Here is a 15,768-nt window from a genome sequence, read left to right as displayed (position 1 = left end):
AACGGTAGGTATGAACGAGCTATTAAATTATTTGCGATAACTTTTAAACGAATCATTATTCATACCTCCATTTCTAAATTATTTAGTGTCACTTAATATTATCTCAATAAAAGTTTAGTTGTCAATACATTTTGAAGAAATAGATAATTAAATTATTCAAAAAATTCGTACTTTTACATTTAAGGACGAACAGTTAGCAGATGGAAATGAAGTTTAGATACTCTTTTAAGTGTAAAGTAGTATTGATTTTCACTCTAGTCGGACGCTTTTTCGCGGGGTGAGTGATAAGCCATCACCCGTCGCTTACGCGCGCGGTTGTGACGTCTTATCTGTCTCACTTATCCTGCTGAAGTCGCCTCCTGTCGCTACAATCAATAACCTGTAGCTTTTCCAATTTAAAACGTACATTTTAAACTTAAATTAACTGAAAAAGGTATCCTAATACTGCACTTAACAGTACAACCTTGTAAGGAGCCCATTTAAAAACAAATAATACGGTAAAGGTAACTAACACGATGATGAAATCCGATGATTCTTTAACTGAACTCGTAAAAACTGGATCATATAACGCGGCTAAAAGGATTCCTACTACACCTGCATTAACTCCCTTTAAGGCATTCTGAATTCCTTTTTTCGATCGTATAGCTGACCAAAATGGTAGTATTCCAATTACCATTAGAAAAGAGGGCAAAAATATGGCAAAGGTAGCTACCAAGGCTCCTGGAATACCAGCTGTTGCATGACCCAAGAAACTAGCTAACGTAAACAATGGACCTGGGACCGCTTGAGCAGCACCATACCCAGCTAAAAATACATCAGGGGAAAGGGCTACCTCTCGCTGAAGCATGGGCAGTACAACATGTCCTCCTCCAAAAACTAGAGAACCGACACGATAATATATATCAAAAATTAAGTAGTATGCTGAATTGATAAATGGCTTAAAAATGGGCAAAAATATAAGCAGTCCAGAAAACAAAAGCAAAGCAGCCATACTCGTTTTTTTCCCATAAGGAATTTTAATATCTGGGGCCGGCTCATTGCTATCTGAACGGAAATACATATATCCAAACAATCCCGCTGCCAGTAATATACCGAATTGACCTACTATTGTTGGAATAAGCAATGTTAAAATGGCACAAGCTATTGCAATAGAAATTCGTATACGATCTGGTGCAAGTGTCTTTTGCATCCCCAATAAAGCATGAGCAACAATGGCCACTGCAACGATTTTCAATCCTTGTAGCCACCCACTGTCAAATGAGTTGGTAGATATCAAAAATGCTGAAAACAATACAAGCAGTATAATGGAAGGAAGGGTAAACCCTAAAAATGATATGACCCCTCCAATTATTCCTCCTCTTAGTATGCCGATGGCAATGCCCACTTGAGATGAGGCTGGCCCCGGTAGGAATTGACAAATAGCCACAATGTCAGCATATAACTTTTCGTCTAGCCATTTTCTTTTCTGCACATACTCTTCTCGGAAATAAGCCAAATGAGCAGCCGGTCCACCAAAAGATGTTAATCCTAATTTCGTTGAAGCACTTGCTATTTCAATATATTTTTTCACTATTTTTCCATACCCCCTAGTTCATTAAAATTATCTAACAAATAGGAAAACTATATCTCAAGATTACAGGGGGAAATATGAAGTCGCAACCTAAAGAATAAAGATTTGTAATTTCTTTTTATATATTTTATTATTAAACCTAGAAACTATTTTTTTAGAAAACAGGAGGTGTACACTTTGTTCTACCCCCCATTTGGGTTAGGGACAAAGTAATTATTTGGACATAGCCATACGGTTGACAGCTTTTGCTGTCTTAATCGCTTTCACTGCATTTTTTGTTGCAAGTGAATTTGCAATAGTAAAAGTTAGAACAACAAGAATCGATCAGCTTTTAGCTGAAGGAAACAAAAAAGCTATTAATGCTAAGAAGGTTGTTTCCAATTTGGACGAATATCTATCTGCCTGTCAGTTAGGTATTACAATCACTGCTTTAGGGTTAGGGTGGTTGGGAGAACCAACTATAGAAAGAATCTTACATCCAGCATTTGAGTATTTTGAGCTTCCAGAAAGTGTTTCTTCTTTACTTTCTTTTATCATTGCGTTCTCATTAGTAACATATATACATGTAGTAGTTGGAGAATTAACCCCTAAAACATTTGCTATTCAACGATCTGAACAGATTACATTGGCAGTTGCTAAGCCGCTAGTCATATTTGATAAAATTATGTATCCGGTAATCCATGGTATGAATGGATCGGCACGTTTCTTAGCGACCAAGGTGTTTGGATTAGAGCCTGTTTCAGAATCAGAAGTAGCCCATTCCGAGGAAGAATTACGAATGATTCTATCGGACAGTTTTAAGGGTGGAGAAATCAATCAAGCAGAGTATAAGTATGTAAACAAAATTTTCGAATTTGATGATCGTATCGCAAAAGAAATTATGGTTCCTAGAACTGAAATCACTTCCATCGATAAGGATTTAACCCTTAGTGAGGTTTTTGAAGTCGTAGGTGTCGAACAGTTTACAAGATATCCTGTAACTGATGGAGATAAAGACCATATTATCGGACTTGTTAATATGAAAAATCTTTTAACAGCCTTTATACGAGATCCTGCAAACGCCACTACTCCGGTAGCTGACTACATGCAGCCAATTATTCGAGTAATTGAAAACATGCCTATCGCTGATTTATTACTTAAAATTCAACGTGAACGTATTCACATGGCCATCTTAATGGATGAATACGGAGGAACTTCTGGTCTTGTCACGATTGAAGATATCATCGAGGAAATCGTAGGCGATATCCGCGACGAGTTTGACACAGATGAGCTGCCTGAGGTTCAAAAGGTTGCTGAAAACCATTATATTATTGACGCTAAGATGTTAATCGAAAGCTTAAATGACTTATTAAATATTAATATTGATGAAGAAGATATTGATACTATTGGTGGGTGGTTTATGACAAAAAGCTACGATGTGGTCAGTGGTGAAAAGCTCCTAGAACAAGGTTACGAATTTACTGTCAAAGAAATCGACGGTCATCACATTCAATATCTAGAAGTTGTCAAAGTTCCCGAAGACCAAGAGGATGGGGAACTAGAAGAATCCATAGATGAATAATTAATACATCATACTTAAATATAATTGATATAGAAAACGACTCTCTTTTTAGAGAGTCGTTTTCTTTTGCCATTCGTTCAATTCCTCTGAAACAATATCCTCCCAATCTTCTCTTTCAAACCTGATTATGTTAAGCCCTCCAAAGAATATTGAATTTTCAATCAAAAGTATTAGAGTGACGCATTATTTATAGTGATACAATTCAATTACAAGATATACCAGAACACACAAACTAAAATGAATTTTAGAGGAAGAGTGATTATTTTGGATAGATTTATTTGTAAGACATGCGGAGTTCAGTATGAAAATTCTTTTGGAAAACAAAAGGAATGTATAATTTGCGGTGAAGAAAGACAATTTATTAGTTCTAATGGGCAAAATTGGACCACATTAGAATCTATGATTAAAGAAGGCAAATACAAAAATACTATTAATATCGAAGATGAAGGACTATACAGCATAAACACTAGTCCCAGTTTTGGAATTGGTCAAACAGCCTATTACATACAAGACAAGGATTTTAATTTATTGTGGGATTGTATTTCTTATATTGATGAGCAAACGATTAAAGAAATTAAAGATTTAGGTGGAATTGATGCAATAGCTTTATCTCACCCACACTACTACTCTAGTCAAGTAGAATGGGCTGAAGCCTTTAACGCTCCAATTTACATTCATGAAGATGATAAAGAATGGGTTATGAGACCAAGTGAGCGAATAGTTTTTTGGTCTGGTGAGTCCCTTGAATTAAAAGAAGGAATCATTCTACATAGAATTGGTGGCCATTTTAAAGGTGGAACAGTTTTAGAATGGAAAAACGGAGACAACCAAAGCGGGGTTTTAATGACTGGAGATATTATTCGTGTCGTAGCAGACCGTTCATGGGTAAGCTTTATGTACAGTTATCCAAATTTTATTCCACTTCCAGCTGCTACTGTAGAAAGGATTTCAATTAGGATAAAAGAATTGAAATTTGCGCGTTTATATGATGCCTTTCATCGTGTCATTAAAGAAGAGGCCAAGCAAAGCGTCCAAAAGTCTGCCACCCGTTATATGGAAGCACTAAAGGGAACCTTATTTAATACATAGTGAACTGAAATGATACGTTCTTGCATGGTGCAAAACGTTTTTATATCGGGCTATTGTATCGTAAGGAGGAGAAAATATCATGAAACATGCTTTAGTAGTCGGTGGAACAGGAATGTTATCAAGAGTCTCCCTCTGGTTATTAGATCAAGGGTATCACGTTTCAATTATCGCAAGGAATTCTAATCGTATGAAAAAACTAATAGAACAGACAGACTTAAATTATGAAATAACACCACTTATTCTTGATTATAATAATAATGCTGAATTACAAGAGAAGGTGCGTACAACAATTGATGAAAATGGTGGGATTGATATGGTGGTAGCTTGGATACACTCGACTGCTCCAGAAGCACTTAAAGTTATTTTAGCAGAGGTTTCAATTAGAAAAGACAGATGGGATTTGTTCCATATTTTAGGGAGTAGTTCGGATTTAAAAAGAGTTAAACGAGAAGCTATATTGCCTAAGAATTGTTCCTATCATCAAGTTCAATTGGGATTTTTAATAGAAGGGAGCCGCCCAAGGTGGTTAACACAGAAGGAAATTTCGGATGGAGTAATCGAAGCTATCAAGAAAAGAAAAAAAATACTAACCATTGGTCAAATAGAATCTCAGGAAAAGCACCTATAAAACATAAAAGTAGGAGCCTAGAAAGAAATGTACTAGGTTATCGTTTTTTAAATTAAATTTATTGCTACTTTAAAAAGGAGTACTAAAATGACAGTACTCCTTCTTCTATTTTTTTAAATTGTTATTGGATATCTATTGACCACTCGATTCGGTTAAACCATGCTTTACTGCGTATAGTGCAGCTTGAGTTCGATCCTGGACATGTAGCTTACCGAATATATTCGAAATATGAGTTTTTACGGTCTTTTCTGTGACAAATAAAGACGATGCTATCTCTCTGTTACTTTTGCCTTTTGTAAGCTCTGCCAGTACATCCTGTTCCCTAGGGGTTAATGGATATTCCTCATGTGGAAGCACTTCTTTCGGCTCGTTTTCTCTTTCCATCTGACTAGTTGCCTCAGGATGGATAGTGTTTTCACCACGCATAATTTTTCTTATACAGTCCGCTAAGTCGTCCGGCTCGATATCCTTTAGCTGATACCCTGCTGCTCCTGCCTTTAAAGCTGGGATGACATGATCCCGATCTGAGAAGCTTGTTAGCATCAGAATTTGAATATCAGGATATTCTGCTTTTATCCTTTTGGTTGCTTGTATTCCATCCATCTCTGGCATAACTAAATCCATTAAAATAATGTCTGGCTTTAAAGCCTCGGTCAGTTCTACAGCTTCTTTTCCATTAGTTGCCTCGCCAACGATATCCATATCCTTCTGTGTTTTCAAAAAAAACATTAACCCCCTACGTACTACGTGGTGATCATCAGCTATTAATACTCTTATCATTTCAATCCCCCCCTAGTAAGGTAATCTTACTAATATCTCTGTCCCTTTGTTGACTTCTGTCACCCAATCCACTGTACCACCAATCGAGTTTGCTCGATCCTTCATGCTTTGTAGACCTATTGAAGGAAGTGATTTTAGATCCTTCATGTGAAAACCACAGCCCTCATCTTTTACAACTAAAAGCACATCGGTTGTTGTGACTGTCATATAAATTTCTGCCTTAACCACTCCAGAATGTTTGCGTATATTGTTTAGTGCCTCTTGCGTTATGCGGAACAAAGTCTCTTCTACCTTTGCCGGAAGTTGGATAACTCCCTTTACCTTTATGCTTAGGGATAATCCAAGAATATCACCGTATCCCTTTAATCCTTCTATAATTCCGGTTTCTAGACCCTTAGGGCGCAGTTGCCAAATAAGTGCTCTCATCTCGGTTAGTGCTTCCTGAGTTAAATATTGAATCTCTTTAAAGGTATCCTTTACTTCGACTTGGTCTGTCATTTCAACGCCGCCTCGAGCAGTCAAGGTAACTGAAAAAAGCAACTGATTTACAGAGTCATGCAAATCGCGAGCAAGTCTATTCCTCTCTTGAACAAGCGCCACCTGCTGCTCTTGCTTAGTCAATAATATTCTTTTAATCGCTGATCCAATTTGAAATGCAACAGATTCTAATAAGGCTAACTCACCTTCCTCAAAACGGACAGTATTCGCTGTAGCTACATTTAACAAACCAAAGCGTTCCTGCCCAGATTGTAAAGGTACTGTAGCATGATGTGTGATTCCCTCTTCATTTACATCTTTTTTATGAGCATTTTCTATTCGCTGACATTCTATTATGTTAGAAGCCTTTTGTAATTCTCCATTTCTATATCGAGACACGCACCAACAGCCACCCTTTTGCAGGTGTCGGCAATCATTCTTTTCAAGTGACTTTGGAAGGTTTTCATGGGCAATTAGCTCCTGCTTCCCTTTTTCATTAATGAAAAAAATCCATCCAGTCTCAAAAATAGTTCCCTCTAAAAGCTTACGAAGTGCTCCCTGTAGCATTTGTTCCATATCTGTTTCTTCGTTAATTAGCTCTGCTATTTCTTTCAATAGCTCTATATTGGAAAGTTCCTTCGATTGCATTATAACTCCTCCATCTAACCTACCTGTTACATTCATCTTATCATGTATAAGGTCTACATATAAATAACAGAAGCATCATACTTTTGACTGACAGTATAAAATTCAAACCCTACTTGTACTAAATTAAGGGTATGTTAAAGGCTATGATTGGTTTTTGTTTGTGAAATGTTACACTTAAACTAATGGGGAATTTAGTTTAAGAATCGTCTTTATGTCTTATTCAACAATTGGGCCACATTGTGGAACAACGCTTTTAAAGAAAGCTGGTTAGGGTGAAAAGATTTGTATATTTCCACTTAAACTCCATCAGTGGTGTGTAGCAAGACAAAAAAATAAAGCTTAGGACATACGATGACGTCCTAAGCTCTTACATAAAGTTATAATGTTTTAACTTGCTCAATTTTTAATCCGAAAATTTGAGGTGGTTCAATTTTGTTCACTTGTAAATATGTAGAGATTTGCCCGCGATGATGGATTTCATGTTCTGGGATTGCCATAAGTATTCTCCACGCACTAACTTCATGACCATGAAGTGTTAAAACCTTTTTGGTCAACACACTGTTTCCAACTTTTAATAGACCCTCTGTTAGTTTAATCTGGCATTCCTCTAAATAATTTGAAATATCCTCAAGTGAATGCCCCTTACCAGTATCATGTCCTGTGTATGTCCACGAACCATGTTCAAACAGGCCAAGAAACATCAATCGAGATGATGCTATATGTCGCAATAAATCACCTGTAGAAAATTTATCTTCAGAAGGCTTCCAATCTAAGAGTTCATTAGGTATTAATTTTACATATTGCATCATTCGTTTATGAATGCCATCTAAATATATTACATATTCCTTTATATCATGAATCATGTTACCACTCTCCATCTTTTCTGACTTTTATTATTTATATTCTTAATTCTTTGTTAATAAACCTTTAAATTGTAGAACTAAATATAGAAAAAAGGTTGCCAATTAAGCTATAGGTACAATTATTTGAACAGCAGGGTTACCAAAGCCAGTTGGTTGTTTGTTTCACAATCGGGCGATTGTAAAATAATCTTAAGTAGCTTTCTTTTTAAACTAACGGGTAGCTTTAGCATAATATGGCCATTATTTCGATGGTCTATTTTTATTTCAAAAATATTTAATTTGATTAATAATTTTTAATATTCAAATATACAAATTGGTTAAACATGGTAATATATAATGGGAGAATTAAAAGGGGGATTAGTTATGAATTTTACGGTTACTGGCCACGAAATGAATCAATATCAAGATATGAAGAAGTTAGACATAGTAATAATACAAGCAATGTTAAATGAACTACAAAAGGAAAAAGAGAAGAAAAGAAAAATTATCATAGTAACTTCAAGTTCTTACATAGTTACTGAAAAGATTAATACAGAGGAACCTGATAAAAAGAAATTACCATTATTAGAACGTGCAGTACTCGAATCTGAAGAAGTAACATTTAGAATGGAAAATCAAAAGTTTATTAATATGACTGGAATGATTGTATTAAATGATGTAGAAATCATTCCATTTACTCACCCAGACAAGGTTATGAAAAAAGAAAGTTTTATACTCTTCACTGATCATATATTGGGAATAACTCTTTCAGAGGATTAAATAAAAATACCAACGAAAGTTATTGCTCTTTTATTAAACTAACTGGTAGCTTTAGTTATACAAGTGGCTTCTTGTAAGGGTACCTTTTCTTACTGAACTTACGCAGCAGGTTAGTCCAATATCATGTAATAATACAAATAAGGAGTACAAGAATGAAATATAATATAGAAATTTTATTGGAGAACGATGAAGAGTTTTCAGCATTTTTAAAAACAATGATAAAGGAGTTTAATAATAAGCACTCATTCCACCATAAAGAAGCAAGGAACAAAACTTCAGTGCAACCCATAAATATTATTGTTGCAGATGATAATAAAAAATGGATAGGTGGTATAACCGCAGATGTTTATTGGGACTGGGTTGAAATCAATGATTTTTGGTTTCGTGAAGATTTTAGAGGTAAAGGTTTAGGTGGGGATTTGCTTGATAAAACGGAAAAGTTAGCTAAAGAGAAAGGTGCAAAGAAGGCACTATTAACTACTTTTGATTTTCAAGCACGTTCATTTTATGAAATAAAAGGATATAAAGTTGTCGGTGAAATACAAGATTATCCCCCTGGTAGTAGTTATTTTACAATGGTCAAAACTTTATTATAGAATTTCTTATTCAACTAACGCGTGCGTTTGTAAAAATCTTGGATTTGTCTGTAAGGTTGACTCTTATAAACTAAAATAGTGAAATCCAAAGGAGAAACGCTTTAGCAAGATCTTAGGCTTGCTTGTGCAACTTTTTTTTCTTCTTGAACTAAAGTACGCAGGTATTTCAACTACAAGGTGTTAAAGTTTAATTTTGAAACAACTTATAATTGAAACGGATGAAGGGATTTGGTTTCTAACATGGGCTGAAAATAATTGGTATAATAAGGAGTAAAATTAAAACGGAATTGTAGGAAAGAGTAAGCTAAAATGCAAGGAGGATTGGTTGTATGAGGAGGAATATTATTTTTGCATAGCAAAGGCTATTGCATAAAAATATAAGAAAATAGCCTTTGCTATTCCTAAAACAAATATTAAAATTTAGGAGTGCAAAAATGAGCTATAAAAAAGCAAAGGATATTCTGCCAGCTGAGTTAGTAAAATTAATACAAAAATATGTTGATGGTGAACATATTTATATCCCACGAAGAGAAGATAATAAAAAGTATTGGGGATCCAATACTGCTACTAAAAGAGAATTGGATTTAAGAAATTCTAATATTTATAACGATTATCTATCTGGAATGGATATGACTATTTTGCGTGGGAAATATTATTTGTCATCAAAGAGTATTCAAAGAATTGTACTAAATGAAAAAAGAAAAAGAACAAACTTTTGAATTAAGCCAATGTGTATTTGTAACACATTGGCTTATTTTCTTTTATGAAATAAGTTTGAGGTATTTTGAAGTAATATAAGTCAGATATAATCTAATCACCTCTAATAAATGATGAGTAGTGGAAATAACTTTATGAATAAAGGAGACAAGTATGAAACAATCAAAATACAAACTAAACCAAATAACAGATTATATTAATGAACTTATTAATAATCATCAGAGAGTTGGGTTGAGCGTTGCAATTGTTAAAGACTCAGAAATTATCTATTCTAAAGGCTTTGGATACTCTCAGCTTCAACCGGTAAACCGACCTATTGATGGTGATACATTGATGAGCATTCAAAGTATTTCAAAGAATTTTATGGCACTTTCGATAATGCAACTTGTTGAAAAGAACCTGATTTCATTGGATGATTCTATTGTAAAATATTTACCATACTTCAGAACAAATAATAAACAACAAAGTGATACAATCACGATACGGCATCTCTTATCTCATACTGCTGGTTTTCCGTCTAATTTAGGAATTGCAAATATGATAGCTCCGAATGTAAGGGAAATTTTTTCTGAAACACCTACTGAGTTTCAAGAAGCATTAGACTATTACAATCTTACAGATGATGAGATTAGAAGTGTACAAAGTAGAGAGGATGTAACGAAATGGTTCCAGAAAGTCGAATTGGAGTATCCAGCGGGAGAGGGATGGAATTATTGTACAGATTCGTATGTAATACTGGCAGATTTGTTCGAAAAAGTGACAGGTTCCAATTGGGAAAACCATCTTAGAAATGAAATCCTTACTCCCTTAAATATGGAACGGACAACTAGCGATTCAGATAAAGTTGAAAGAGATCTAAACAGTGCAAGATATTACTTGGGCGAAAATAAAATAGAAACACCTTTTCCAAAAAACTCAATTTCTGCTCCAATTGGTTATTTGTATTCATCCGCAAATGATTTAGGGAAATATTTAGCATTTCACTTAAATAAAGTGCCGAATATTTTACGTACAGATTTAGTCGAAGAAATGCAGAAACCTATTCATCCTGTCAGTGAGGAATGGCGGTTCGGAAGTGAAATCAGAAGCTACGGAATTGCATGGTTTACTGACGTGTATAGAGGGTTCAAAGTTGTAGAACATGGAGGTGGTCAAATGGCTGTAAGGTCTCTGATAGCAATGGTTCCTGAGCTTAACTTGGGGGTAGTTGTCTTACTCAATTTTGACGGAACCGCTCATCATGATATTTGTGACAAGATTATAGACGTATTCATTGATTCCTAACATAAGAATTATTTTAATAATTTATACTCAACTGAATCAAATCAGCTTTGACCGTTTTCTTTCAATTAAACCAGCTAAGAAAAGCTGGTTCTTCTTCACCTAAAGAATAGCTTTAGCAAAAAATAATAAATTAACATGAGCCGAGAGAAAATATCTTAGCTCATTTTTCATGTGTATTTAAAATCGACCTTTGATTTTCCTTGAATACTTTTAAGTTTTTATCATATTTAACAGAAAATAATGCTTATACCTTTGTCGCCTTTTAATGGTCTGCATTTCTAAGTGCCCCATATTATCAAGTTAAATGTAAAGAAGTGAAGTTAACATTTAAACAACACAATAATATTTAATTGTCACTTTAAATTACTGATTCTAATATAACCTGAAATGGAACTAGAAATACTCCATAGACCATGCTCTTTTTAAATCCTTCTTTATAATATGAAAGACGCTGAAAAAATTTCAGCGCCTCGCCTCTTCTCTATCCTAAATATTGATTTAAGTTTCCGGTAAAGGATTCTTTTATCGCTTCCAGCTTTTTCTGGCTTTCTTCTGCTGAATCACTTGTTACTCCAAAATAGTATTTGATTTTTGGCTCTGTTCCACTTGGTCGTACACATACCCAGGAACCGTCTGCCAAGAAGTATTTTAATACATTAGAAGAAGGCAACAATATCTTCTCTTGATCTCTGCCATCCGTAAATGTTCGTATAGATGATAAATAATCTTCCTGAGAAAGCACTTCGATACCTGCAACTTCTGTTATAGGATTCACTCTGATTTGCTCCAACAGGTTAGCAATCGCCTTTGCTCCACTAACGCCTTTTTTCGTAACGGACACTAAGCCTTCTAGATAATAGCCATGTCTTTCATATAGACTGTTCAAGACATCTACTAATGTCAGCCCCTTCTGTTTATAGTAGGCAGCTGCTTCGACTAATGCCAAGACACTTTGAATTGCATCCTTATCTCTTGCAAAGTCCTTTACTAAATAGCCATAGCTTTCTTCATAACCAAAAAGAAACTCATATTCATTTGTTTCCTCGTAGTGTTTAATCTTCTCACCGATAAATTTAAAACCTGTTAGCACGTCCTCCGTACTTGCGCCGTGGTATTCTGCTATTACTCTGCCTAAATCAGACGTGACAATTGTTTTAAACACTCGGCCTTTTGCTGGCATCGTCCCTTTTTCCTTACGCATCATTAATAAGTACTCTATTAAAATAGCCCCGGTTTGATTGCCAGTCAGGAGTTTATAGCCACTTTTTGTCTTAACTGCTGCTCCTACACGGTCACCATCTGGATCTACAGCTATTAAAATATCAGCTTCATGCTGCTCACCATATCGGATAGCATATTCAAAGGCACTTTCCTCTTCTGGGTTAGGAGACACAACCGTTGGAAACTCTCCATTTGGCTCCATTTGCTCGTCCACGTAAAAGATATGCTGATAGCCTGCTTCGGCCAAAATACGCTTTGTAGTTTTACCTGAAGCTCCATGTAATGGGGTAAATACTACTTTTAGATCTGTTTTTAATGCTAGTTCGGGATTTTCTTGAACTGTTTTTAACGCATCTATATATGAGGAATCCATGCTCTCATCTAAATAATCGATTAGATCCTCATCAATTTCATTATTTTTAATAGATATTGCGTCTCCCGCTTTTTTAACATATTCAATAACAGTATCTGCATCCTGTAAATTTAACTGGGCGCCGTCTTGCCCGTATACTTTATAACCATTGTATTCAGGTGGGTTATGACTAGCAGTAATAACAATCCCCATATATGCATTAAGCTTTCTCACTGAAAAAGAAAGCTGTGGAGTTGTTCTAGGCTCACGATAAATATAAGCCTTAATACCAGCAGCAGCTAGCGTATTCGCTGCCTCTTGTGCAAACTCTGGAGAAAATCTTCGACTATCATAAGCAATAACTACACCACGATTCATCGCGTCCTTACCAGCAGCTTTGATATATTCTGCTAGACCAGTCGTTGCTTTGCGAACCGTATAATTGTTTATACGGTTCGTGCCAGCTCCTATTTCTCCTCGCATACCACCAGTTCCAAATTCCAAATCTCTGTAAAAGGCATCCTCTTGTCTTTTTTCATCGGCGGCTAAAAGCTTAAGGTCGTCTTTCCATACAGCTTCCATATCATTTACGCTATTCCATTGTTCGAAGAGTTTTTTATAGGACATATATCTCTACTCCATCCATCATTTTTTATAATCTATACTGTATACATCATGTCGACGGTCTTTTAAATGCTTAACAGTACCATCTTGACGCTGTCTTCTTAAAATTTCTAAATCCACATCTCCGATTAATACCATTTCCACGTTAGGCTCTGTTTCTCCAACGATTCCGTCACGAGCAAATTCAAAATCAGAAGGGGCAAAGATTGCTGATTGAGCATACTGGATATCCATATTCTCAGTTTGAGGTAAATTCCCTACAGTCCCAGAGATTACCGTATAGATTTGATTTTCGACAGCGCGAGCCTGAGCACAATATCGAACTCTTAAATAGCCTTGGCGATCTTCGGTACAAAATGGAGTGAAAATAATATTTGCTCCCATATCTGTTGCAATTCTTGCAAGCTCTGGAAATTCGATGTCATAGCATATTTGGATGGCAATTTTCCCACAGTCTGTATCAAAAACTTTAACGGAATCTCCTGCACTGATCCCCCACCATTTTCTTTCATTAGGAGTTATATGAATTTTATATTGCTTATCAATAGATCCATCACGATGGAACAAGTAAGCAATATTATATATTTCCTCATTTTCTTCCTCTACGAAATGGGAACCCGCAATAATGTTAATATTATATCGAACGGCTAGATCAGAGAATAGCTCCATATATTGAGGAGTGTACTCTGTTAGCTTACGTACAGCCTGGCTTGGAGATTGTTCATCTAAAAATGACATAAGCTGTGTTGTAAAAATTTCTGGGAATACCACAAAGTCTGATTGAGCGTCTGAAGCAACGTCTACAAAGTACTCGCATTGGTTAGCGAATTCCTCAAAAGAATTAATCTTTCGCATCATATATTGAACTGCACAAATTCGTACCGGGTAGCTTGTTTTAAAGTGTCGCTTGGATAATGGAATATAATCGACGTTATTCCATTCCATTAATGTTGCATATTTTGCAGAGGCAACGTCATCTGGTAAATAATTTGGATTAATACGCATTAGCGTAAAGCCATTCATAAGCTGGAATGTTAGAACTGGATCATATATTTTATGTCGAGATACTGCAGTTACGTATTCACGTGGTGACATTTCATCGGCATGCTTGTGATAATTTGGTACACGTCCACCAATAATGATTGATTTTAAATTGAATTGGCGTGCAATGTCCTTTCTACCTTCGTAAAGTCTTTGTCCAACTTTCATTCGGCGATATTTAGGATGTACCATCACTTCAATCCCATATAGATTATATCCATCAGGATTATGATTGGTGATATACCCTTTATCAGTTACGTCAGACCAAGAATGGCGATCATCGTACTCATCAAAGTTAATAATAAGACTTGAACAGGAGCCAATTACCTTGCCGTCTAATTCGGCAACCAATTGTCCCTCTGGAAATATGGTCAAGTGACTTTTTAATTGTTCAACCTTCCAAGGATCCATACCTGGGAAACATAAACGTGAAATTTCTAAAATCGAATCTATATCTGAGAAAGTCATTTCTCTAATAATCATACTTTTTTCAAACTGTGATAAATCAAATTCTTCCGACATTTTACCGCTCCTCTTTTTAGTACTAACTTTCATTATATAACTCTTTTGTTCACATATAAAATATTTTACATGCCCCCTTTTAACGCTTATAATTCTATTTGAGTTCAAAGCATTTTAAAGGAGCATAACTATGACTAAGAAAATCGAAAATATTATGTTATTCATGTGGTCCGTTGCATTTGCAGCGACTCTGGGTTCCTTGTATTTCTCTGAGATACGGCAATACGAGCCCTGCGAGTTATGCTGGTATCAGCGCATTCTCATGTATCCTCTTGTGATCATACTTGGGATAGCTATAGCACAAAAAAATGCAAAGATAGCTGTTACTACCCTCATATTTTCCACAATAGGACTATGCTTCTCTATTTATCATTATAGTCTACAAAAGCTGGCTTTTTTACAGGACGTAGCCCCTGCTTGCGGTAGAGTTCCTTGTACTGGTGAATATATAAATGTATTCGGATTTATCACTATCCCATTCTTAGCTTTAATAGCGTTTCTTTTAATCGCAATTAGTAGCTTAGTTATTTTGAAGAGTCTCAAGGAGGACAAGTAACATGAAGAAAGTTGCCATTATCGGCGGAGTAATAATATTAGTTTTTGTATTAATTTTTGTATTAAACAGTCAAAAAAATAAAAATGCTTTAGAGAATAATCCTTATGATACAGATAATCTAAAGCAATCCACTATTGACTTACTTGATGATCCAAATTACCAAAATATTATTTTACCAAAGGATCTAGATAATAAAATTAAAAAAGGGGAAACCTTTACAGTTTATTTCTTCAGTCCTGAATGCTCACATTGTAAGGAAATGACACCAAGATTGACGCCACTTGCCGAGGAAAACAATGTAGAGATTTTAAAATATAATGTTTTAGAGTATGAACAAGGATGGGATGATTTCCAAATCGAAGGTACACCTACCTTAATTCATTTTGAAAATGGTAAAGAAGTGGCTCGTATGCCTAATGCACAGCCAAATGAAAATATTCAAGCATTTTTTGATCAAGTTGTATTAAAATAAAGAAAAAG

The 15,768-nt window shown here is 35.4% G+C and carries 15 protein-coding genes; 9 read left to right on the top strand and 6 right to left on the bottom strand.

Translation table 11 applies throughout. The features are described from left to right. Positions 1-415: 415 nt before the first annotated feature. Entirely contained in the window at positions 416-1,573 is a 1,158-nt protein-coding gene (chrA, locus tag MKX96_RS04900; RefSeq protein WP_340885873.1) for a chromate efflux transporter, read from the bottom strand. Between the two features lie 214 nt (positions 1,574-1,787). On the opposite strand from chrA, the gene MKX96_RS04895 reads away from it, so the two are divergent. The 3 genes from MKX96_RS04895 to MKX96_RS04885 all read left to right on the top strand — a co-directional run bounded on the left by MKX96_RS04895 (position 1,788) and on the right by MKX96_RS04885 (position 4,848). Then, positions 1,788-3,131 carry a hemolysin family protein gene (locus MKX96_RS04895; RefSeq protein ID WP_340882417.1) on the top strand — a complete coding sequence of 448 codons (1,344 nt, stop codon included), beginning with the start codon at positions 1,788-1,790 and terminating at the stop codon, positions 3,129-3,131. Between the two features lie 264 nt (positions 3,132-3,395). Continuing rightward, positions 3,396-4,220 (top strand): MBL fold metallo-hydrolase, encoded by an 825-nt coding sequence (locus MKX96_RS04890; protein ID WP_340882414.1) that lies wholly within the window; start codon positions 3,396-3,398, stop codon positions 4,218-4,220. 79 nt (positions 4,221-4,299) lie between these two features. Next, positions 4,300-4,848 carry a short-chain dehydrogenase gene (locus MKX96_RS04885; RefSeq protein ID WP_340882412.1) on the top strand — a complete coding sequence of 183 codons (549 nt, stop codon included), beginning with the start codon at positions 4,300-4,302 and terminating at the stop codon, positions 4,846-4,848. 132 nt (positions 4,849-4,980) lie between these two features. On the opposite strand, the gene MKX96_RS04880 is transcribed toward MKX96_RS04885, so the two are convergent. From MKX96_RS04880 to MKX96_RS04870, 3 genes are all read right to left on the bottom strand, one after another. Beyond that, positions 4,981-5,628 carry a response regulator transcription factor gene (locus MKX96_RS04880; protein ID WP_340882410.1) on the bottom strand — a complete coding sequence of 216 codons (648 nt, stop codon included), beginning with the start codon at positions 5,626-5,628 and terminating at the stop codon, positions 4,981-4,983. Between the two features lie 12 nt (positions 5,629-5,640). Continuing rightward, positions 5,641-6,753: a GAF domain-containing sensor histidine kinase gene (locus tag MKX96_RS04875; protein WP_251556689.1), complete on the bottom strand. Its 1,113-nt coding sequence runs from the start codon at positions 6,751-6,753 to the stop codon at positions 5,641-5,643. 377 nt (positions 6,754-7,130) lie between these two features. Continuing rightward, positions 7,131-7,616, bottom strand: coding sequence for a DinB family protein (locus MKX96_RS04870; RefSeq protein WP_340882407.1), 486 nt, complete (start codon positions 7,614-7,616; stop codon positions 7,131-7,133). A 363-nt stretch (positions 7,617-7,979) separates the two neighbouring features. Here MKX96_RS04870 and MKX96_RS04865 point away from each other — a divergent pair, with 363 nt between their 5' ends. The 4 genes from MKX96_RS04865 (at position 7,980) to MKX96_RS04850 (ending at position 10,972) form a co-directional block, all read left to right on the top strand. Further along, the gene (locus MKX96_RS04865; RefSeq protein ID WP_340882405.1) at positions 7,980-8,375 is read left to right on the top strand and encodes a hypothetical protein; all 396 of its coding nucleotides are present in this window, start codon (positions 7,980-7,982) and stop codon (positions 8,373-8,375) included. Between the two features lie 152 nt (positions 8,376-8,527). Further along, positions 8,528-8,971 carry a GNAT family N-acetyltransferase gene (locus MKX96_RS04860; protein WP_340882403.1) on the top strand — a complete coding sequence of 148 codons (444 nt, stop codon included), beginning with the start codon at positions 8,528-8,530 and terminating at the stop codon, positions 8,969-8,971. A 434-nt stretch (positions 8,972-9,405) separates the two neighbouring features. After that, on the top strand, positions 9,406-9,690 hold the full coding sequence (locus tag MKX96_RS04855) for a CD3324 family protein (RefSeq protein WP_340882401.1): 285 nt from the start codon (positions 9,406-9,408) through the stop codon (positions 9,688-9,690). Positions 9,691-9,841: 151 nt separating this feature from the next. Beyond that, complete coding sequence (locus MKX96_RS04850; RefSeq protein WP_340882399.1) at positions 9,842-10,972, top strand: serine hydrolase domain-containing protein; 1,131 nt, start codon at positions 9,842-9,844, stop codon at positions 10,970-10,972. Between the two features lie 481 nt (positions 10,973-11,453). Here MKX96_RS04850 and MKX96_RS04845 read toward each other — a convergent pair whose 3' ends face one another. Further along, entirely contained in the window at positions 11,454-13,172 is a 1,719-nt protein-coding gene (locus MKX96_RS04845; protein WP_340882398.1) for a phospho-sugar mutase, read from the bottom strand. Positions 13,173-13,190: 18 nt separating this feature from the next. After that, positions 13,191-14,732: a carbon-nitrogen hydrolase family protein gene (locus MKX96_RS04840; RefSeq protein WP_169360642.1), complete on the bottom strand. Its 1,542-nt coding sequence runs from the start codon at positions 14,730-14,732 to the stop codon at positions 13,191-13,193. Between the two features lie 130 nt (positions 14,733-14,862). Here MKX96_RS04840 and MKX96_RS04835 point away from each other — a divergent pair, with 130 nt between their 5' ends. Beyond that, a complete protein-coding gene (locus tag MKX96_RS04835; RefSeq protein WP_169360643.1) occupies positions 14,863-15,288 on the top strand; it encodes a disulfide oxidoreductase in 426 nt (141 codons plus the stop codon). Between the two features lies 1 nt (position 15,289). Further along, the gene (locus MKX96_RS04830; protein ID WP_251556696.1) at positions 15,290-15,760 is read left to right on the top strand and encodes a thioredoxin family protein; all 471 of its coding nucleotides are present in this window, start codon (positions 15,290-15,292) and stop codon (positions 15,758-15,760) included. The last annotated feature ends 8 nt before the right edge of the window (positions 15,761-15,768 follow it).

Source organism: Psychrobacillus sp. FSL W7-1493 (assembly GCF_038004905.1).
Lineage (GTDB): Bacteria > Bacillota > Bacilli > Bacillales_A > Planococcaceae > Psychrobacillus.
This window is presented reverse-complemented; position numbering and strand designations above follow the sequence as displayed.